Genomic DNA, 18,912 nt, shown 5'->3' on the forward strand with positions numbered 1-18,912 from the left:
GCCATGGGCCGGCGCTGCGCCACGTCATAGGCTCCCGGCCATGGCTGAACTCGGACCCGTGCCCTGGCCCCCCGCCCCGATCCGCACCGAACGGCTCGTCCTGCGCGAGTCCGAGGCACGGGACCGTACGGCGTTCATCGACCTGTACGCGTCCCCCGAGGTGCACACGTACCTCGGCGGCGCCCAGCCGCGCGCCGAGCTCGAACGTGCCGTCCCCGCGATACCGGGACGTCGCCCCGGCGCCTTCGTGATCGAACACGACGGGGCGATGATCGGCTCCCTCACCTTCGTCCGGCGGGACGCGGAGCGGCCCGGGCATGTGCGGCCGGACGCCCTGGAGGCCGAGCTCGGCTATCTGCTGCTGCCGCGGGCCTGGGGCCACGGATACGCCGCCGAGGCCTGCGCGGCCGCATTCGCCTGGTGCGCGGGCGCGCTGCCCGGGGAGCCCGTCGTGCTGACCACGCAGACCGCCAACGAACGCTCCCTGCGGCTGGCGCAGAAGCTGGGCTTCGCCGAGGTGGAGCGGTTCGAGGAGTTCGGGGCCGAGCAGTGGTTCGGCGTGCGGTATCCCTAGCCGAGCGGCGAATCCCCAGCCCACCGGCGAAGCCCCAGCCCACCGGCGAAGCCCCAGCCCAGCGCCGAATCCCTAGCCCAGCGCCGAAAGGAACGTCCGCAGCGCCGCGTTGAACTCCTCGGGCTTCTCCAGGTTCGGCATATGGGCCGCGCCCTCCACCACGCACAGCGTCGAATCCGGCAGCGCGGCGTGCATCGCCTCCGCGTCCGCGACCGGCGTGTACTCGTCGTCCCGGCCGACCACGACGAGCGCCGGGCAGGCGACCCGGGTCAACAGGTCCTGGTAGTCAGGCCGTTCGGCCCGGCCCCGCAGCGCAGCCGCCGCGCCCTCGGGGGCGGCGGCGGTCATCATCCGCAGGACGTGCTCGGCGACGGCCGGATCCGCGTGCGGCGCGACCATCTTGTACAGGACGTCCTCGGCGTACGGCTTCATGCCCTCCCGTACGAGACGGTCGGCCATCTCGCGCCGCCACGCCTTGCCCTCCTCGGTCTCCGCCGCGGGGAACGTGTCCGCGAGGACCAGACCCCGGATCCGCGGTCCGAACTGCCGGTAGCAGTCCATGACGATCTGGCCGCCCATGGAGAGCCCGCCGAGCACGAACGAGCCGATGCCGAGGTGGTCCACGAGGGCGCGGACGTCCGCGGCGAAGACGTCGAGCGGGGTCTTGCCCGGGACGACGGAGGACTCCCCGTAGCCGCGCAGGTCGGCCGCGATCACCCGGAAGTCCCTGCGGAACTCCGCCACTTGGGGTGCCCACATCGAGCGGTCGAAGGGGTGACCGTGGACGAGGACCAGGGCGGGCCCGTTGCCCTCGTCGTCGTATGCGATCCGGATGCCGTTGAGCTCTGCGTTCGCCATGCTCAGGAGGCTAGGCCAGCATGCGGCCGCGCCCAACGGGGTATCTCGCGGACCGGACGGGCCGGGCGGCCCGAGGGGTCGGATACCGACCGGGCCAGGGGGTCGGATTCCGACCGACCCGACGGATCAGATCCAGCCACGCCGCGCCGCGATCACCCCGGCCTGGAAGCGGTTCGCCGCACCCAGCTTCTCGTTGAGCGCGCTGATACGGCGCCGCATCGTGCGCACCGACCAGCCGAGCTGCCGTGCGATCGCCTCGTCCTTGAGCCCGGCGACCAGCAGCGTCAGCATCCGGCGGTCGTCCTCCGCGAGGGGATCGTCCGCGGGGGCGTCGAGCGGGGTCGCCGTACGCCAGCACAGCTCCCAGTAGTCGACGAGACCGTCGAGCAGCGCGGAGGGGCGCAGCACCGCGGCGCGCACCTCTCCCGTGAAGTCCAGGGAGAGGGGGAGCAGGGCGAGCCGCCGGTCGGCTATCGCGAGCTTCACGCGCAGCCCGGGCAGCACCCGTGCCTCCTCGCCGCGCGCAATCAACTCGCGGATGTCGCCCAGGACTCCGGGCCACTCCAGGGCCTCGGGTGCATAAACCGCCCGATAGCGGACGCCGCGCGTCAGGGCCGTCGCCTCCACGGGATTCGACGTGGTCAGCGCGTACGGGGGCCGGTCCAGCGTGATGACCTCCTCGCGCGCCTCCTGCTGCAGCCGCACGAACCACCGCCCCAACGCCTCGCTGCCGGTGAGGACTTCCACCTCCTCCGTACCGCCGGACTTGGCCGCGTCGAACAGCCGGGACAATTCGCCCGCCGCCTCCCGAACCGTGTCGAGCTCCGCGGTACGGGAGCGGACGAGGGCCTCGATCGCGGCGCCCGGTTCGATGGCCGCGTAACGGCGCCGGCCGCCCGAAAGCCGTCCCACCAGGCCGAGTTCGCGCAGCCGGTCGAGCGCGCGGGCCGCGCGGTCCGGTGAGCAGCCGAGGGGGTCGGCCAGCTCGGTGGGCGCGGCGGTGTGCCGGACCAGGACCTCGCGGTAAACGCGCTCGTCAAAGGGGTCGACACCCGCTGCGGTCAGCTGCTCACGGGTGGTCTCGGGTGACTCGTGGGACATGCGGGGATCGTGGCCCGTGTGTGCCAGGGACCGCAATGGGCCAGGCCGAATCGTTGTCCGGACCGCTCATCGCCACGTAGGACGAGGGGCTATGGACCGGATACCACCCTCGCGGAGCACGACTCCGCCGGCAGCCTTCGCGGCCGCCCCTCGTCGCGCCGCCCAGCTGCCCACCGGCAGAGCGGTGGCCGCCCTCGTCTCGGCCGCCGTGATCGGCGGACTGCTCGTCGCCTCACCGCAGGCCACCGCCGTCTCGAAGGACGATCCGGACCGCCGGGTCATCGTGACCCTGGACGGCTCGGCCCCGGTGGCCGGAAAGGGCCGCCTGGACTCCGCCGACACGGCGGGTGTGGCGTCGGAGCGCAAGGATCTGAAGGCCGAACAGGGTGCATTCCTGGACCGGTTGGACGAAGCGGGCGTCGATGCCCGTAAGCCGCGCAAGCTCAATCTGCTGCTCAACGCCGTCGCGGTGACCGTGAAGGCCTCCGAGGTCGGCCGGCTCAAGTCGCTGCCGGGCGTCGCGGCCGTCCACGAGGACCGTGTCTTCCGTACGCTCGCCGACGACAGCGTGCCGCACATCAACGCCCCCCAGGTCTGGGAGCGCAGGGCACCCGAGGGCGGCAAGGCCCGCGGCAAGGGCGTCACCGTCGCCGTCATCGACAGCGGGGTCGACTACGGCCACCCGGACCTCGGCGGCGGTATCGGCGAGGGCAAGAAGGTCGTCGGCGGCTACGACTTCGTCAACGGCGACGCCGACCCGATGGACGACAACGGCCACGGCACCCATGTCGCCGGCATCGTCGCCGCGTCGCCCGCGCAGCCGGGCGGTGTCACCGGTGTCGCCCCCGAGGCCTCGCTCACCGCGTACAAGGTGATGAGCGCCGAGGGCTACGGCAGCGAGTCCGACATCATCGCGGGCATCGAGGCCGCGGTGGACCCGGCCAACCCGCACCGCGCCGACGTGATCAACCTGTCCATCGGCTCCTGGGGCGACGGCAGCGACCCGGTGGGCCTGGCCGCCACCGCCGCGTCCAAGTCCGGTGCCGTGGTGGTCGCCGCGGCCGGCAACGACGGCCCCGGCACGGGCACCGTCAGCTCGCCCGGCTCCGCCGACGAGGTCATCGCCGTCGGCGCGTCCATCACCGGCCTGCGGATCCCCGCGGCCGCGTACGCGGGCGGCGGGAAGATCCAGGTCCGGCGCGGCGCGATCTCCGCGAACCCGCCGAAGGACCCGGTGACCACCGAACTCGTCGACGTCGGCGAGGGCCTGCCCGAGGACTGGGAGCGCGTCGGCGACATCCGGGGCAAGGCCGTACGCATCACGATGCCGGTCTCCACGGACGCGGGGGATCTGTCGCAGTACGAGGTCGACCTCGCGCGCGAGGCCGAGAAGCGGGGCGCGGTCGCGGTGTTCGGCGGTTCGCCGGGCGAGGGCGGGGGCGGCGGTATCGGGCTCCCCGGGCCGGGCACGGACGGTCTGGACGCTCAGGGCGCGGGCGGCCTGGACGCTCAAGGCGCGGCGGGCCTGGACGCTCAGGGCGCGGCGGGGCAGGACAGCTCCGTCCCGCTCTCCGCGAACACCGAGGTCAAGGACGCCGGCGGCACCCTCCGTCTCGACTCCCTGGTCCTGATGGCCGTCGACAGCTCCCAGTTCGACGATCTTGGCCGCCGGCTCGCGGCCGGGAAGACGGAGGTCACGGTCACGGGCGTGGACGCCACCGACCGCATCGCCTCCTTCTCCTCGCGCGGCCCGGACGGCACCTTCGAGCTCAAGCCCGATCTGGTGGCGCCCGGTTACGAGATCCGCTCGACCGTGCCCACCAGCAAGATCGAGTCCGGCTACCACCGCCTCTCGGGTACGTCGATGGCCGCCCCGCACGTCGCGGGCGCCGCGGCCCTGCTCCGCCAGCTGCACCCCGAGGACACCCCGGCGCAGATACGCAGCGAACTCACCGGATCCGCCGACGAGTTGGACGAGGCGCCGACCACGGCAGGCGCGGGCCGCCTGGACGTCGAGGCCGCCGCGGACGCCGCCGACCAGGGCCTCACCACCTCGCCCTCGACCCTCGGCCTCGGTCTCGCGGACCTGAGGAGCAGCGAGATCGAGGCCAAGAAGAAGATCACGGTCCACAACGACAGCGGCCGCACCCGCACCGTCAGCCTCGACGCGGACGGCGACGCCGAGGTCTCGCCGCGCACCCTCCGTATCCCCGCGGGTGGCAGCGCGACCGCGACCGTCGAGGTGGAGGCCGAACGGCCCGCCACGGACAAGGAGTTCAGCGGCCACGTCACGGTCACCCCGATCGGCGGCGGGCAGGAGCTGCGCGTCCCGTATCTCCTGGTCGCAAGGACCCTGTTCGTGCAGGCCGGGCCCGACCCGTCCGACGGCAAGTCGGGCGTCGCCGTCTTCACGCCCGTCCCGCTCGCCGAGCCGCCCGTCGTCACGGTGACCCCGCCGCGCGGCCGCCCGTTCACCGCTCGGACCAAGCTACGGACCGGGAACATCTACGAGGTCATGCTGGACGTCGAGCAGCCGGGCGCCTACCTGGTCTCCGCACGCGCGAAGACCGCCGACGGCAAGACCCTGACCGGCAACGCGGACGGCTTCGAGGTCACCCCCGAGGACTCCCGCGACGACCGCTGGTCGGCGGTCGGCCCGGACACCTGGAGCGGCAGCGTGGAGCTCGCGCCCAGCGCGCCCGGCCACGCGGTGCTCAGCGAGTACGGCAAGAAGGGCCTGTGGTCCACCCAGGACTACGGCAAGACCTGGCAGCAGCACACCCGTGTGCCGCTGACCGATGTCGACGGCACGGGCTATGTGGTCGTCGACGCACAGAACGAGAAGCGCTGGTGGTACGCCGCCAACAGCGCCTCGAACTTCCCGCAGACCGGCGCGATCCTGCGTACGGACGACGCGGGCCGCACCTGGCAGCGTCTGACCATCCCGAACGTCGTGATCGACGGCCTGGTCGCCGACGAGGTCACCGGGACCCTGGTGGCGCGCAGCGGCTCCGACCTGCTGATCAGCACGGACGGCGGTGACACCTGGCGGACCGAGCCGGCGGGGGTCTCCGGTGACATCTACGACATGGTGGTCAGCGGCGACAGCCTCTACTTCGCCATGGGCCGGTCGGTCTGGAAGCGCGACGGAATGAACTCCGGCGAACTCGGCGCGGCGCAGCAGGTGTACGTCTCGACGAACTTCCGGACCATGGTGACCCTCGCGGCGGACAGCGGAGTGGTCGTCGGCTACGAGAACGGCAACGGCGTGGTCGGCACGCACGACGGCGGCAGGACCTGGACGACCATGCAGAAGACGGGCCTCGGCTCGTCGGGTCTCGCGGTGTCCGGCGGCGAGGTGTTCATCGGCAACGGCGAGACCACGTTCATCGGCCGCGACCGCGGCCGCACCTGGGAGACCGTCCCCAGTCCCGGCCGCTTCGTGCAGACGGACGCCGACCGCTGGCCGGACGGTTCGCTGACGTTGTCCATCAGCAGCGCCGGCGTCTACCGCACGAAGAACGACGGCCAGGACTACGAGCGCATCGGCGTCCAGGGCGGCACGGTCAACGGCCTTGTCCGCAGCGGCGATCACCTGCTCGCGGCCGGACCCGTCGGCACCCACCGCACCGCGCTGCCCGTCACCGGCACCGACTGGGGCACCACAGGCGGCGAGGGCGCCCGCGGCACGCTGACCAAGCTGCTCCAGGCCTCCGCGTCCGACGACAAGGTCGTCTGGCGGGTCAGCCAGGGGGCGCTGGGCCAGCTCCTGATCGAGCGCAGCACCGACGCGGGCGCCACCTGGGAGACCAGGCGCGTGGACAAGGACAACTCCGTCGCCTTGGCCCTGGGCGTCCATCCGGCCGACCCGGACAGGGTCTACGTCGCCTACGCCAACAACCGCGGCCAGGGCCTGATGGCCACCACCGACGGCGGCGAGCACTGGAAGAACCTGCACCACGACACGTACTTCACGGCCGTGGCCGGCGACCCGCGCGACGCGGACACGCTGTGGCTCGGCGGTCCGGGCGGGCTCTACAAGTCCACCGACGGCGGCGAGACCATCGCCAAGGTCGAGGAAGGCCCTGTCACCGCGATCGAGTTCCACGGCTCGAAGATGCTCGTCGGCGGCGACCGGCTGCTCACGTCCACCGACGGCGGCCGTACCTTCCGCGCGGGCGACACCGGCCGGCTCCCGGTCCGTATCAAGGACTTCGAGCAGATCGGGACCACGCTGTACGCGGCGGCGGGCAGCTACTGGGAGACGGCGCTGCCGCGCGGCGGCCGGGGCGTCCTGCGCTCCACGGACGGCGGCCGCACCTGGCAGAACGTCTCCACGGGCCTGCAGAACCTCGACGTCACCTCCCTGGCGACGGACGGCGAGGACCTGTACGCGGGCACCGAGTACGGGGGTGTGCACCGCCTTGACCTGCCCTGACGGCCAGGTCCGCTGAACGTGCGCCGTACGGAGTCTGTGGGGGCTCCGTACGGCGCACTCCTTTCTTCAGCCGAGCATGATGACCCCTGGAGCCCGCGCTGAAGGAGTTGGGGATGAACGTGTGCCGAGTCTGCAGCGTGGGGGAGGTCTCGCCGTTCCGGCTGGTCAGCGACGGGCGTCGGCTGTGGGTCTGCCACGAGTGCGACGCCGTGTGGTTCGGGGACGCGCTGCCGGTCGGCTCGGCGGACGGCCGTCTCTATCAGTACGTTGAGCGCTATCGGGGTCCGGGAACGCCCACTGACTGGGAGCAGATCGAGCCGGTTGCGGAGTAACTCGGCGCCCGACAAGGCCTTCCGTCTGCGTCGCGAGCACGCAGTGGCCCCCGGAGCCGTAGCGCAGCTCCGGGGGCCCGTACAGCGTGGGCTACTTCTTCGAGTACAACCGCATCGTGATCGGACCGAAGATCAGGAGCAGCAGGCCCGCCCAGCCCAGCGTCCAGACCAGATCGGCCGCCGGCCAGTTGCCGGCCATCAACTCGCGTACGGACGTGGCCAGATGCGTGATCGGGCTGTTGTTCACGAAGGCCTGCAGCCAGCCCGGCATCGTGACCGGGTCGACGAAGATGTTGCTGAGGAAGGTCAGCGGGAACAGGAACATCATGCTGACGCCCATCACCGACTTCTCGCTGCGCAGCATCAGGCCGAACATCGTCCAGATCCAGGAGAACGCGAAGGAGAAGACGATGAGCAGGGCGATACCGGCCACGACACCGACCACGCCGCCGTGCGGACGGAAGCCCATGATCAGGCCGACGACCAGCATCACCAGGGACGCGATCGTGTAGCGCAGGGCGTCGCCGAGCAGGTAGCCCACCATCGGCGCGGGACGCCAGATCGGCAGCGTACGGAAGCGGTCGAAGACGCCCTTCTCGATGTCCGTGTTGACCGCGATCCCCGTGTACATCGTGATCATCACGACGCTCATCACCATGATGCCGGGCAGCAGTTGCTGGATGTACGCGCTCGGCGAGCCCGCGATCGCACCGCCGAAGAGGTACGTGTACATCACGACCATCATGATCGGGAAGGCCGTGACGTCGAAGAGCTGCTCGGGTACGTGCTTGATCTTGAGGATCGCCCGCCACCCGAAGGACAGGGAGGCGGACCACGCACTCGGCCGGGGCGGCCGCTCCTTGGCGATCAGCAACTCGGCCAGGGATTCGGTGGAGACCGGGGCGAGTTCGGCGGATTCGGTGGCGGTGGTGGTCGCGGTGCTCATGCTGCTGCCTCCTCGGCGAGCGCCGGCTCTGCGGCGGTCTCGGGCTTCTTGTCGGTGAGGGCGAGGAAGACCTCGTCCAGGCTCGGCTGCCCGAGCGAGAAGTTGTCCACGGTGATCCCGGCACGGGCCAGTTCGGCCAGGGCGCGCGAGGCCTGCTCGGCCGCCGCCTCACCGTTGCCGGCGCCGCCCACGCGTGCGGTCAGCGCGACCGGGTCGGGCTCCAGGGTCACGGCCGCGTCCAGCGTCAGCTTCAGGAGCTGCTCGGCGTCCGGCCGCTGGTGCGCATCGCGCAGCCGTACGTGCACGGAGCCCGCGCCGACCGACGCCTTGAGCTCGCCCTTCGTGCCCTCCGCGATCACCTTGCCCTTGTCGATCACGGCGATACGGGAGGCCAACTGGTCGGCCTCGTCCAGGTATTGGGTCGTCAGGAGGACCGTCGTGCCCTGGGCGACGACCGCCCGCACGATGTCCCAGACCTGGTTGCGGCTGCGCGGGTCGAGACCGGTGGTCGGCTCGTCGAGGAAGAGCAGGTCGGGGGTGTTGAGGATGGACGCGGCGATGTCGATACGGCGCCGCATGCCACCGGAGTAGTTCTTCACCTGGCGCCCGGCCGCCTCGGTCAGACCGAAGGCTTCCAGAAGCTGTGCGCTGCGCTCGTACGAGGCCTTCTTGTTGTGGCCGAGCAGCCGCGCGAGCAGCACCAGGTTCTCGGTGCCGGTCAGGTCCTCGTCCACCGACGCGTACTGTCCGGTCAGGCTGACCCGGCTGCGCACCGCGTCCGCCTCCCGTACGACGTCGTGGCCGAAGACATGGGCCTCGCCGCCGTCCGGCCGCAGCAGCGTGGCGAGCATCTTGACGGCCGTGGTCTTGCCGGCGCCGTTGGGGCCGAGGACTCCGTAGACGGTGCCGGCCGGGACGGCGAGATCGATGCCGTCGACGGCGCGGTTCTCGCCGAAGGTCTTCACCAGACCCGCGGTCTCGATCGCCAGGCCTCCTGACGATGCTGCTGTCTTCTTGCTCATCTTCCGTTCCTTCCAGGGGACTTGGTGTGGATCGCGCGTCGTTCAGGAGGTGCTTCGGGAGGTGCTTCAGGAGGTGTACGGGCGTTTGGCCCGGGCTTCCCGCAGAGCCAGCCCCCACCACACGAGCTGGTCGAGCAGCACGGTCACGGCCTGCTCCTCCCGGTCTCCGGGAGTCCCCGGGCTTTCCCCGACGAGATGCAGACCGACGGCGTCGCGCAAACTCATCGCATGCAGCTCGGTGAACACGCAGCGCAAGTGTTCGACCGCGTACAGTCCCCGGCTGTCGAAGCCGTAGGCGACATAGCCGACGGGCTTGGCATGCCACTCGTCGTACGCGTAGTCGATGGCCTGCTTGAGCGAGGCGGGGAAGCTGCGGTTGTACTCGGGGGTCACGATCACGAAGCCGTCCGCGCGGGCGATGCGCCCGGTGAAGCGGGCCATCGCCTCGGTCGGCGTCGCGGGGTAACTGGCCGGGAAATCCGGGTAGTCGGCGAGATCGATCACATCGAGCGCCAGATCGTCGCGCTTGGCGGCCCGCTCGGTGAACCAGCGCGCCACCTCGGCGCCGACCCGGCCCTCACGGGTGGACCCGACGATCACGGCCACGTCGAGGGGCGCCTCGGGATCCTCGCGGTGCTGCATGGTCCGGCCTCCTCGTCCGCCCTCGTCCTCGTACGGTCTCCGCTCTCAATCGGAAGGCGCGAGACGAGGCCGGGCAGTCCGCCAGATTGGATCTGGCGGGCCGCCCGGCGAGCCGTCGGGCAGCCACTACAGGCCCCTGACCAGGGGCGCCACCGCTCTCCGGTGGCAGATCCGCCGAATGGGGGTGTTTCCTTGAGAGGGGGATCCCGGAGGGGATGAAGGAGGGCGACCATGCGCACTTCCCCGGCCCTGCGAACACTGGCCGTCTCGGTCCTCGCGGCCGCGGCCCTGACCGTCCCGGCCGCCGGCCCGGCGAACGCGGCCGCTCCGGCCGCCGTCACCGCCGCACCACAGTGGGAGAACGGCCCGATCTGGGGCACCGTCGTCTCCGGCAGCCTGAATCTGCGGGCCGAGCCCAACACCTGGTCCGCGGTGGTCGGCAAGCTGGGCCGCGGGGCGAGCGACCGCATCCAGTGCGGGGTCTACGGCCAGAACGTGAACGGCAACTCGTCCTGGTTCTGGCTCACCGGCGAACGCGCCTGGGCGAGCGGCGCCTACATGTCCACGAGCCGGGGTGTCCCCGACTGCGGCAACTGGCGCCCGTCCTCGAACAATTCCGGCAACTGGAACTCCCACCACCAGAACCACCGCCACGACCACAACAACCCGTGCCGCCACGACGACTGGTGCGACGCGTGCCGCCACGAGTGGCGGTGACATCCCGGAGAGGACATCCTCATGGCACATGCAGCACCCCGGCCCACGGGCCTGGCCACCCGCGGACTCGGCAGCGACGCGGCCGTCAAGCTCACCCCGGTCCTCGCGCTCGTCTACGGCTACTGGGCCGCGGCGATCCAGCGCTCGGGCGGCCCGATCACCGCGGGCAACGTCTGGCTCGGCATCGTCTCCACCGTCGCCTTCGCCGCCGTCTACCTCGCCGTGCTCAAGCTGGCCCCGCGCCTGCCGCGCGAGGCGCGCGCCCTGGCCTGGGGAGCCTTCGCCGGGATCGCCTTCGGCTATCTGTACAGCCTCACCGGCGAGTCCGTCCTGCGCTCGGCCGGCAATGCGGGCCTGTTCGGAGCGGCCGTCGCCTGCGCCGCGTTCTACCGCTTCTACACGACCGAGGACTGAGCGCTGCGGCTGTCCACGGCCGAGGACTGAGCGTTCTGCAGGACGGAGGACCGGGCGCCGCAGCTGTCACAGCGCCCCACGCAGCGCCGCCACCGCCTTCGCCGTCTCCGGGTCGCCCTCGGCAGCTTCGTCGAGGGCGGCCGTCAGCGTCTGCTCGTAGGTGCTGCGCGCCTCGCCGTAGCGCTCCCGGCCCGCTTCGTTGATCACCGTGTAGACCCCGCGCTTGTCGTCGGGGCAGAGATCGCGATACGTGAAGTCGGCCGCGTTCAGCCGTCCCACGAGACGGGTCACGGAGCTCTGGTTGAGGCCGAGCAGGTCCGAGAGCTCCTGCATGCGCAGCTCGCTTCTGGGTGCGGCGGCCAGGTGCCCCAGCGCCCGGTACTCGGAGAGCCCTAGGCCGTGCCGGCGCTGCAGGGCCGCGCCCACGCGGTGTTCCACATGGGCGTGCAGGGTGAGGACCCGGTTCCACATCTGGGCGTCGCCCGCGGTCATGACGGTCTCCTTCCGATCGGCTGTTGACATCAGTTTAGTTGTACATGCATGCTCTCTCTCGTCACAAGAACTTGCACGTACATACATCTACAGCGGGAGAGCGTCATGCCCTGGATCCACCTGCTCATCGCGTCGGTCTTCGAGGTCGTCTTCGCCCTCGGCACGGAAGCCACCCACGGCTTCACGAGGCTCGGCCCGTCCCTGCTGACCGCGGCCGCCGCCGCGGGCGGGATCTTCTTCCTGAGCCTCGCGCTCAAGTCCCTTGACGTGGGCGTCGGTTACACGGTCTGGACCGGCATCGGCTCGGTGGGCACGGTCGTCTTCGCCACCGTGATCTTCGGCGAGGAGCTCAGCGCCCTGAAGGTGCTCGCCTTCGTGCTGATCATCGGCGGCGTGCTCGGACTCAAGCTCGCGGACAAGTTCTCACCCGTGGAGGCCGCCACCCCGGAGACCGCCGAGCCCCAGGCTGCCGAGCGCCGGCCCGCGACGGTCTGACCCGCCCCCTCTCCTCCCCTCACCTCCTCGACTCCCGTAAGGACACAGCATCATGGCCTGGATCTACCTCGCGATCGCCATCGTCTTCGAGATCGCCTTCGCGCTCGGCACCAACGCCACCAAGGGCTTCACGAAGCTCTGGCCCTCCGTCTTCACGCTGCTTGCGGCGGCCGGCGGCATCTACACCCTGAGCCTGGCGCTGCGCACCCTGGACGTGGGCGTCGGCTACACGATCTGGACCGGGATCGGCTCGATCGGCACCGTGCTGTTCGGTGCGCTGCTCTTCAAGGAGAAGATCACGCTGCCCAAGGTGCTCTCGTTCGCCTCGATCATCGCCGGCGCGATCACGCTCAAGCTGGCGGCGGGTGTCTGAGGCCCGGGGGCCCGGTTGTTCAGGCCCGCACCGCCACCGCGTCGATCTCGAACAGCATCTCCGGCAGGGCGAGCGCCGCCACCCCGACCAAGGTCTGGGCGGGCAGGCGCTCGCCCCATGTCGCGCGCAGGTGCTCGAGCAGCACCTGCAGCTTGTCCTGGTCGTGGTCGACGATGTAGGTGCCGATCCGTACGACGTCCTCGAAGCCGAGTCCCGCGGCCTCAAGGGCCGTACGCAGATTGGCGATCGAGCGTCCGACCTGGGCGCCGAAGTCGTCCGAGACGACGGCTCCGGTCTCGTCCGAGGCGTACTGGCCGGCGATGAAGACCTGCCGGCCGGGCGCGGCGGCGATGTGGGTGTAGCCGTAGCCGGTGGGGTCGTGCAGGGCGGACGGGTTCAGGAGCGTACGGCGGTCGGTCGCACGGTCGTCGGGCGCGCGGTGGTCGGTGATGCGGTGGCCGGTCGTGCGGTGGTCGTGCGTCATCGGCGGGTTTCCTTCCGGTGGGCCACCAGGGCGGCGGCGAGGGCGAATACGGCCGCGGCGGCGGGCGCCGCGGTCACGGACAGGGAGTCGACGAGGCGGCCGCCGAGCAGCGCGCCGAGGGAGATGGCCAGGCAGAAGACGGCGACGTTGAGCGAGGTCGCGGCCTCGATGTCGTCGGGTGCGGCGGTCAGGAACCAGGTCTGCAGCGCCACTGACACACCGCCGTACGCGAGTCCCCACGCGAGCAGCAGCAGTCCGCCGGTCACGCCCCCGCCGGGCAGCAGGGCGAGCGCGGTGAGTGCGGCGGTGAGCGCCGAGGAGATGAGCAGGATGCGGCGCGAACCCAGCGCACCGGCAAGGAAGTTGCCCGCCAGGCCGAGCACTCCGTAGCCGAGCAGCAGCCAGCCGACGGTGGCGCCGGAGATGCCGTAGCGCTCGGCGAGTACGGGGCGCACGAAGGTGTACGCGAGGAAGTGGCCCGTGACGAGCAGCGCGGTCAGCGCAAGGCCCGTACGGACGCGGGGGTTGCGGCGCAGCAGTGCGGTCAAGTCGCCGCCGGTCAGGCCCCGTTGGGGTGGCAGCGGAGGCAGGAGCAGGAGCAGCGCCGCCAGGACGAGCAGCGAGAGGACGGCCACCGCGGCGAACGGGAGCCGCCAGCCGCCGAGTTCACCGGCGAGGGTGCCGGCGGGCACCCCGAGAACGGAGGCCGCGGAGACCCCGCCGAAGATCACGGCGGTGGCCCGGCCCACCTGGTGTGCGGGCACGAGGCGCGGCGCGAGCCCGCCCGCGAAGGCCCAGAAGCCGCCGATGCCGATGCCGAGCAGCACCCGCGCCCCCAGTACGTACGCGATATGACCCGCGAGCGCCGAGACCACGTGCGCGACGGCGACCAGCGCGATGAGGACGGCGAGCACGAGCCGCCGGTCCAGCCGCCCGGACACCACGGGGAGCAGCGGTGCGCAGACCGCGGCGACCAGACCGGGGACGGTGACGAGGAGTCCCGTCGTACCGTCCGAGACACCGAGCGAGCTGCCGATCGGGGTGAGCAGGCCGACGGGCAGCAGCTCGGCGGTGATCACAGTGAAGATGCCGAGGGTGACCGCGGCCACCGCGAGCCATCCCCGTACGCCGGAAGCCTTCCGTTGAGCGTGTGCGTCTAACTGGACATTCGACATCCAGAATTTCCCCCTTCGTATGCCCCGCGCAGGTTGGCGCGGAGGCCGCCGCCTCAGCTGTTCTCGAACCAGCGGCGCAGCGTGTCCCGTGCCCCGGGTGCCCGCTTCTCCGCCCGTTTCCGCACGTCGGCGAGCGTGCACGCCGCGAGCTCCCTGCGCCAGGCCAGCTCGGCCTTGGCCATCGACTCGGCGAAGGCGCACGGCAGTTCATGGCCGGTGTGCGGGGTCTCGCCGGGGCCCTGCTTGCGGATCTCCGCGCAGCGGAAGGCCTCGTCGGGCCCCTCGATCGCCGTCACCACATCCATCAGCGTGATCCGCTCCAGCGGGCGCGCGAGACGGAAGCCGCCCTTCGGGCCGGGCGTGGACGTGACGATCCCGGCCCGGGCGAGGGCCTGGAGCTGCTTGTTGAGGTACGCGGTGGGCAGCGCGTGGTACGCCGCGAGGCGCGCGGCCGTGACCGCGCGGTCCTCGCCGATCCAGGCGAGGTTCAGGCAGCTGTGCAGGGCCCACTCCACGCCCTCGTTCATCTTCATATTCTGGATGCTAGATGTCCAGGATTACGTGCGCAAGCGCCTTGCGGCGCGGCACGCTCGTGTAGCCCACCCGTACCACCCGGCTCGCGCCCCGCACCCGGCTCGCCGAGCGTGGGAAGCGTGCACAGGACCCGGAGGCTCATGTCAGCGCTGCTGATCGTGCTCGCCTGTGTCCTGACGCCGCTCGGTGAGCTCTCGACCTGGGCGAAGTACCAGATCGGCGACACCGACAACTACGTGTCCGCGATGGCGCCGCTCGCCTCCGACCCCGATGTGCAGGAGGCGGTCGCGACGGCGGTGGCCGGCGAGATCGGCAAGCACATCGACGCCGGGCCGCTGCAGGGGGCGCTGACCACGTTCGTGCAGGAGGCGGTGGAGTCGTTCACCGGCACGGAGGCCTACCGGACCGCCTGGAACGCGGCGATCCGGGCCGCGCACGAGGCCGTGCAGAACGCCCTGAAGAACGGCGACGACGGCAGTGTCGTGATCGACCTCGCGCCGATCACGCAGGAGGTCAAGGACCAGCTGGTGGCGGACGGGGTGCCGTTCGCGCGGCGGATCCCGGTGCAGCACACCGAGGTCGAGGTCATGAAGTCGAAGGATCTGGTGCAGCTCAGGAAAGGGCTTCACATGTTGCAGGTCGCGGGGATCTGGCTGCCCGTCGCCGCCGTGCTCTGCGCGGTCGCGGGCATCGCTTCGGCCGTACGCAGACGCAAGGCCGTGATCGCCACGGCCCTGGGCATGGCCCTGGCGTCCGCGCTGCTCGGGCTCGGCCTGTGGATCTCACGGCGCCTGACGCTCTCGGACCTGCCGCCCGATGTGTCCAGGGGCGCGACGGGCGCGGTCTTCGACGCACTGACGTCGAGCCTGCGGACGGCGGTGTGGGTGATCGCCGCGGTGGGGGTCGTGGTGGCGGCGGGGACGTATGCGAGCCGGCGGCTCGGCCGGACCGGACCGTCGGGGGAAGTCGGTCCCTGAGGCTGCACCGGCCGAGCGGTCGGGAGGCCGCCCTACAGCCGCCAGCTCGGCGCCGGGCCCGTCGGGAGGTAGGCGCAGGTCGAGCCGGTGCTGATCGTGGCGCGCAGGTGGGCGGCCAGGGCCGGGTGGCGGGGTTCCAGGCGGCGGAGGGTGTCGCGGATGCGGGCCGTGACCGCCTTGCGGGCGCGCTCCGCCTCGTCGCCGAGGCGGCGGGTGCGGCCGCCGAGGCCTGCTGCCCGTCTCAACTCGTCGAGCAGCGCGGCCCGTTCCCGTACGAGAGCGTCCGCGCGCTCCGGGGACGCGGCGCGGTCGATCGCCTCGTCGAGGCGGGCCAGATGGTCCTTGTAGCGGCGCTTGGCCTCGTCGTCGAGGACCGCGTCCCCGCCCATCGACCCGGCCGCCACCACCTCGGCGCCGCCCTCGGGCGCCAGCAGATGCACCGCGGGCACGTCCGTGCCCGGGCGGCTGAGCAGCAGCCGCAGATCGCGCAGGCCCTTGGCGTCCGGCATGGCGACGGTGTGTCCCTCGTACGTGAGCTGCCAGACCGCTCCGTCGAAGCGGAACTCGTAGGCGGAGGGCGCCGGTTCGGGCCGCTCGGCGAGCAAGGGGCGTACGCGCGCGATCACTTGGCGCATGCCGAGCTCGTCCGCGTCGCGGCTCACCCGCTCGGCGAGCGCCGGCGCGGCCGGCAGGCCGCGGGCCGCCATCACCTGTGCGAGCCGGGACCTCGCCTCGAGCGCCCAGGGCCTGGACTGCAGCAGCTCCGCCGAGCGCGCGGCCGCCGTGAAGCCGTCGGCGGCCTCGTCGAAACGGCCGAGCGCCTGGTCGCACAGGGCGATCCAGTGCGTCGCGGGGCCGCTGATGTCCCAGCCGAACATCGACACCATCCACTGCCCGGCGTACGGCAGAAGCGCCTCGCGTGCGCGCTCGCACAGGTCCCGGTCGCCGGAGGCCGCGGCGGCCTGCGCCTGGAGGCGGAGCCGCAGCGGCAGAAAGCCCTGGTCGCTCTCCGCGCCGCGGTCGAGCAGATCGCGGGCGAGGGCGATGGCGGCGGCCAGCTCGGGGTCGAAGGCGGGCCCGGTGGACGGCAGTTCACCGAAGCCGAAGCCGGAGCCGGAGCCGGAGCCGGAGCCGGACCCAGAGCCGGAGTCGGACCGGTCCGCACCACCCACCCGCCCACCCCCACGCATCTCCGCCCGCTCCACCGCAGTGATCCCCGCGACGATCTGCTCGATCCACGGCAGCGGCTTCGGTGCCACGTCATGGCGGCCCTGCAGCAGGGCGAGGGCCCAGCGGTGATGGTCGAGGAGCGGGATCATGTAGTCGCCGCCGTGCCGGTCGCGCTCCGCGAGTCCGGACGCCTCCGCCGTGAACGCCTCGGACTCGGCGAACCGTCCGGAGAGCGCCGTGATGATCGCCTGGTCGACCGCGGCACCGATGTCGAGCCGCGGCAGATCCGCCTGTTCGGCCATGGAGACATACGTCTGGAACTCGGTGAGGCAGCGCGGATCACCCAGCTCCAGGAGCCCCACCCAGGTGAGCGCGCGGGCGAAGTGCTCGCCCTCGACATCGCCCGTGCGCCGGGTCAGGGCGGTCAACTCCTCGACCAGCGCGACCCGTTCGGCCGCCGTGCCCGGACCCCAGATGGCGTGGTGGCGCGCCCACAGGCTGAAGCCGAGCGCGTCGTCGTCCCCGTGCCGCCGCGCGAGCACCGCCGTACGGATGCTCAGCTCCTGGGCCAGCTGCTCCCCCGTGAGCTCGGCGGAACGCCGGCCGCCGAGCGCGGCGTGCGCCTCGCGAAGCAGCTCCTCGGCGGTGCCCTGCCGCAGGGGCGGCAGGGGATGGAAGTGCCCGTGCAGGGAGAGCGCGACCCGCGCCATCAACTCGGCCGAACCGAGCTCCCGGGCCTCCTCCCAGGCCGCCTCGAACTCACGCCGGGCCTCGTGCGGAGCCGAGCCGTGCCGCAGCGAGTCGGCCAGCGCGAGCCGGGTGATCACCTGCACCCCGGGATCGGGCACCTGCGCGGCGCGCTCGACGGCCCGCCGCAGATGCCGCAGCGCCTCGTCGGTGGCGAGCCGCGACCCCGCGTCCTGCGCCGCGTCCCGCAGCAGCCGCACCGCCGTCCCGGCGGGCACCGCATCGCCCGCCGCATACGCGTGCTGCGCGAGCTCGCCCGGCATCACCTGCGCCGCGACCGCGGGCACCTGCTCCCACGCCCGTACGAACGCGGCATGCTGCCGCCGCAGCGCGTCCTCGTCGAGCGCTTCGGTGAGCGTCTCCCGTACGAGATCGTGCACGAACCCGAAGCGGCCGCCGCCGAGCGTCGTGACCAGGCGGGCCGTCACGGCCTGGCCGAGCAGCCGGTCCACATGCGCGGCGGGCGCGCCCGCCACCGCGGCGAGCACCTGCCGGTGGAACTCTCGGCCGAGCACGGCGCCCGTGGTGAGCAGCGCGGACACCGGCTCCGGAAGGAGCGCGAGCCGTCGCCGCACCATCTCGCGCACGCTCGGCGCGATGGAGTCCACGGAGCCGCCGCTCGCCCAAAGCCGGGTGGTCTGCTCGACGAAGAACGGATTGCCGCCGGTGCGCCGGTGCACCTCCGCGACCAGCTCGCCGGACGGCTCGCGTCCCGCCGTACGCGTCATCAGGGCGGCCGTCTCCGCCCGGTCGAACCCGGTCAGCGTCACCGTGGTCGCCTTCGCGACCAGCGGAAGCATCAGCTCCCGCAGGGGATGCCCGGCCGTCTCGACCTCGGCGTCGCGGTAGGTGCCCACGAGGAGCAGCCGCTCGAACCAGGCGTGTCCCGCGGCGAATTCGAGCAGCTTCAAGGTGGCCGGATCGGCCCAGTGCAGATCGTCGAGCACGACCAGCACCGGACGCTCCTGCGATACGGCGACCAGCGCGCTGGTCACGGCGTCGTGCAGCGCGAACGCGTCCGGGTCGTCCCCGGGGCCCGCCGTGGCCCGGGCCCGCACCTCGCCGAGCAGCAGTCCCAGCCCGCCGCCCGCGGCCTCCTCGGCCAGGGCCGCCTCCTCGGGCGTGGCCCAGCGGCGCAGGCCGCGCACGATCTGCACCCACGGCCAGTAGCCCGGCGCGCTGCCCGAGTCCCAGCAGGCGCCGGTCAGGACCAGGGCGCCGAGCTCGCGCGCCTCCTGCGCGGCCTCGGTCACCAGGGTGGTCTTGCCGATCCCGGGCTCGCCCGTGACGAGGAGCAGGCCGCCATGGCTCTCGGCGGCCCGCGTGATCTCCGTACGCAGCACGCGCGCGGGGTGCTCGCGCCCGATCAGTGCGGCGGTCATGTCTCGAACGATAGGCGCACCCACTGACAGTCGGCCTGT

Annotated in this window: 18 protein-coding genes; 8 read left to right on the plus strand and 10 right to left on the minus strand. The window is 72.0% G+C overall.

The features are described 5' to 3' along the window. Positions 1-40: 40 nt before the first annotated feature. Entirely contained in the window at positions 41-574 is a 534-nt protein-coding gene (locus H9Y04_RS17585; protein ID WP_187814811.1) for a GNAT family N-acetyltransferase, read from the plus strand. 72 nt (positions 575-646) lie between these two features. Here H9Y04_RS17585 and H9Y04_RS17590 read toward each other — a convergent pair whose 3' ends face one another. After that, entirely contained in the window at positions 647-1,432 is a 786-nt protein-coding gene (locus H9Y04_RS17590; RefSeq protein WP_187814812.1) for an alpha/beta fold hydrolase, read from the minus strand. A 126-nt stretch (positions 1,433-1,558) separates the two neighbouring features. Beyond that, complete coding sequence (locus H9Y04_RS17595) at positions 1,559-2,533, minus strand: helix-turn-helix transcriptional regulator (RefSeq protein WP_187814813.1); 975 nt, start codon at positions 2,531-2,533, stop codon at positions 1,559-1,561. Between the two features lie 91 nt (positions 2,534-2,624). Here H9Y04_RS17595 and H9Y04_RS17600 point away from each other — a divergent pair, with 91 nt between their 5' ends. Continuing rightward, positions 2,625-6,971: a S8 family serine peptidase gene (locus H9Y04_RS17600; protein WP_187814814.1), complete on the plus strand. Its 4,347-nt coding sequence runs from the start codon at positions 2,625-2,627 to the stop codon at positions 6,969-6,971. A 113-nt stretch (positions 6,972-7,084) separates the two neighbouring features. Further along, positions 7,085-7,303 carry a hypothetical protein gene (locus H9Y04_RS17605; protein WP_187814815.1) on the plus strand — a complete coding sequence of 73 codons (219 nt, stop codon included), beginning with the start codon at positions 7,085-7,087 and terminating at the stop codon, positions 7,301-7,303. 91 nt (positions 7,304-7,394) lie between these two features. Here H9Y04_RS17605 and H9Y04_RS17610 read toward each other — a convergent pair whose 3' ends face one another. The 3 genes from H9Y04_RS17610 to H9Y04_RS17620 form a co-directional block, all read right to left on the minus strand. Beyond that, positions 7,395-8,249: an ABC transporter permease gene (locus tag H9Y04_RS17610; protein ID WP_187814816.1), complete on the minus strand. Its 855-nt coding sequence runs from the start codon at positions 8,247-8,249 to the stop codon at positions 7,395-7,397. After that, on the minus strand, positions 8,246-9,271 hold the full coding sequence (locus tag H9Y04_RS17615; protein ID WP_187814817.1) for an ATP-binding cassette domain-containing protein: 1,026 nt from the start codon (positions 9,269-9,271) through the stop codon (positions 8,246-8,248). The genes H9Y04_RS17610 and H9Y04_RS17615 overlap by 4 nt, the downstream gene beginning before the upstream one ends. Before the next feature lie 66 nt (positions 9,272-9,337). Beyond that, complete coding sequence (locus H9Y04_RS17620; RefSeq protein ID WP_187814818.1) at positions 9,338-9,913, minus strand: NADPH-dependent FMN reductase; 576 nt, start codon at positions 9,911-9,913, stop codon at positions 9,338-9,340. A 231-nt stretch (positions 9,914-10,144) separates the two neighbouring features. On the opposite strand from H9Y04_RS17620, the gene H9Y04_RS17625 reads away from it, so the two are divergent. Together H9Y04_RS17625 and H9Y04_RS17630 are read left to right on the plus strand one after the other, a co-directional pair. Then, entirely contained in the window at positions 10,145-10,630 is a 486-nt protein-coding gene (locus H9Y04_RS17625) for an SH3 domain-containing protein (protein ID WP_187814819.1), read from the plus strand. 21 nt (positions 10,631-10,651) lie between these two features. Next, positions 10,652-11,044 (plus strand): hypothetical protein, encoded by a 393-nt coding sequence (locus H9Y04_RS17630; protein WP_236070943.1) that lies wholly within the window; start codon positions 10,652-10,654, stop codon positions 11,042-11,044. Between the two features lie 66 nt (positions 11,045-11,110). On the opposite strand, the gene H9Y04_RS17635 is transcribed toward H9Y04_RS17630, so the two are convergent. Continuing rightward, complete coding sequence (locus H9Y04_RS17635; protein ID WP_187814820.1) at positions 11,111-11,536, minus strand: MarR family winged helix-turn-helix transcriptional regulator; 426 nt, start codon at positions 11,534-11,536, stop codon at positions 11,111-11,113. A 105-nt stretch (positions 11,537-11,641) separates the two neighbouring features. Between H9Y04_RS17635 and H9Y04_RS17640 the strand changes: the two genes are divergently transcribed. Both H9Y04_RS17640 and H9Y04_RS17645 read left to right on the plus strand, forming a co-directional pair. Beyond that, positions 11,642-12,031, plus strand: a complete 390-nt coding sequence (locus H9Y04_RS17640; RefSeq protein WP_187814821.1) for a DMT family transporter — start codon at positions 11,642-11,644, stop codon at positions 12,029-12,031. Positions 12,032-12,083: 52 nt separating this feature from the next. Continuing rightward, entirely contained in the window at positions 12,084-12,404 is a 321-nt protein-coding gene (locus tag H9Y04_RS17645; protein WP_187814822.1) for a DMT family transporter, read from the plus strand. Positions 12,405-12,423: 19 nt separating this feature from the next. Here the strand turns inward: H9Y04_RS17645 and H9Y04_RS17650 are convergent, their stop codons facing one another. From H9Y04_RS17650 to H9Y04_RS17660, 3 genes are all read right to left on the minus strand, one after another. Continuing rightward, positions 12,424-12,888 carry a RidA family protein gene (locus H9Y04_RS17650; RefSeq protein WP_187814823.1) on the minus strand — a complete coding sequence of 155 codons (465 nt, stop codon included), beginning with the start codon at positions 12,886-12,888 and terminating at the stop codon, positions 12,424-12,426. Further along, on the minus strand, positions 12,885-13,997 hold the full coding sequence (locus H9Y04_RS17655) for an MFS transporter (protein WP_308801014.1): 1,113 nt from the start codon (positions 13,995-13,997) through the stop codon (positions 12,885-12,887). Before H9Y04_RS17655 ends, H9Y04_RS17650 begins: the two co-directional genes overlap by 4 nt. A gap of 119 nt (positions 13,998-14,116) precedes the next feature. Continuing rightward, complete coding sequence (locus tag H9Y04_RS17660) at positions 14,117-14,590, minus strand: RrF2 family transcriptional regulator (protein WP_187815110.1); 474 nt, start codon at positions 14,588-14,590, stop codon at positions 14,117-14,119. Between the two features lie 147 nt (positions 14,591-14,737). Here H9Y04_RS17660 and H9Y04_RS17665 point away from each other — a divergent pair, with 147 nt between their 5' ends. Further along, positions 14,738-15,574 (plus strand): hypothetical protein, encoded by an 837-nt coding sequence (locus tag H9Y04_RS17665; protein WP_187814825.1) that lies wholly within the window; start codon positions 14,738-14,740, stop codon positions 15,572-15,574. Positions 15,575-15,606: 32 nt separating this feature from the next. Here the strand turns inward: H9Y04_RS17665 and H9Y04_RS17670 are convergent, their stop codons facing one another. Next, entirely contained in the window at positions 15,607-18,873 is a 3,267-nt protein-coding gene (locus tag H9Y04_RS17670; protein ID WP_187814826.1) for an ATP-binding protein, read from the minus strand. Between the last annotated feature and the right edge of the window lie 39 nt (positions 18,874-18,912).

This window comes from Streptomyces polyasparticus (assembly GCF_014493765.1).
Lineage (GTDB): Bacteria > Actinomycetota > Actinomycetes > Streptomycetales > Streptomycetaceae > Streptomyces > Streptomyces polyasparticus.

Coding starts and splice junctions, on each gene's coding strand:
- H9Y04_RS17585 (WP_187814811.1), top strand. CDS start 41: ATGGCTGAACTCGGACCCGTGCCCTGGCCCCCCGCCCCGATCCGCACC.
- H9Y04_RS17590 (WP_187814812.1), bottom strand. CDS start 1,432: ATGGCGAACGCAGAGCTCAACGGCATCCGGATCGCATACGACGACGAG.
- H9Y04_RS17595 (WP_187814813.1), bottom strand. CDS start 2,533: ATGTCCCACGAGTCACCCGAGACCACCCGTGAGCAGCTGACCGCAGCG.
- H9Y04_RS17600 (WP_187814814.1), top strand. CDS start 2,625: ATGGACCGGATACCACCCTCGCGGAGCACGACTCCGCCGGCAGCCTTC.
- H9Y04_RS17605 (WP_187814815.1), top strand. CDS start 7,085: ATGAACGTGTGCCGAGTCTGCAGCGTGGGGGAGGTCTCGCCGTTCCGG.
- H9Y04_RS17610 (WP_187814816.1), bottom strand. CDS start 8,249: ATGAGCACCGCGACCACCACCGCCACCGAATCCGCCGAACTCGCCCCG.
- H9Y04_RS17615 (WP_187814817.1), bottom strand. CDS start 9,271: ATGAGCAAGAAGACAGCAGCATCGTCAGGAGGCCTGGCGATCGAGACC.
- H9Y04_RS17620 (WP_187814818.1), bottom strand. CDS start 9,913: ATGCAGCACCGCGAGGATCCCGAGGCGCCCCTCGACGTGGCCGTGATC.
- H9Y04_RS17625 (WP_187814819.1), top strand. CDS start 10,145: ATGCGCACTTCCCCGGCCCTGCGAACACTGGCCGTCTCGGTCCTCGCG.
- H9Y04_RS17630 (WP_236070943.1), top strand. CDS start 10,652: ATGGCACATGCAGCACCCCGGCCCACGGGCCTGGCCACCCGCGGACTC.
- H9Y04_RS17635 (WP_187814820.1), bottom strand. CDS start 11,536: ATGACCGCGGGCGACGCCCAGATGTGGAACCGGGTCCTCACCCTGCAC.
- H9Y04_RS17640 (WP_187814821.1), top strand. CDS start 11,642: ATGCCCTGGATCCACCTGCTCATCGCGTCGGTCTTCGAGGTCGTCTTC.
- H9Y04_RS17645 (WP_187814822.1), top strand. CDS start 12,084: ATGGCCTGGATCTACCTCGCGATCGCCATCGTCTTCGAGATCGCCTTC.
- H9Y04_RS17650 (WP_187814823.1), bottom strand. CDS start 12,888: ATGACGCACGACCACCGCACGACCGGCCACCGCATCACCGACCACCGC.
- H9Y04_RS17660 (WP_187815110.1), bottom strand. CDS start 14,590: ATGAACGAGGGCGTGGAGTGGGCCCTGCACAGCTGCCTGAACCTCGCC.
- H9Y04_RS17665 (WP_187814825.1), top strand. CDS start 14,738: ATGTCAGCGCTGCTGATCGTGCTCGCCTGTGTCCTGACGCCGCTCGGT.
- H9Y04_RS17670 (WP_187814826.1), bottom strand. CDS start 18,873: ATGACCGCCGCACTGATCGGGCGCGAGCACCCCGCGCGCGTGCTGCGT.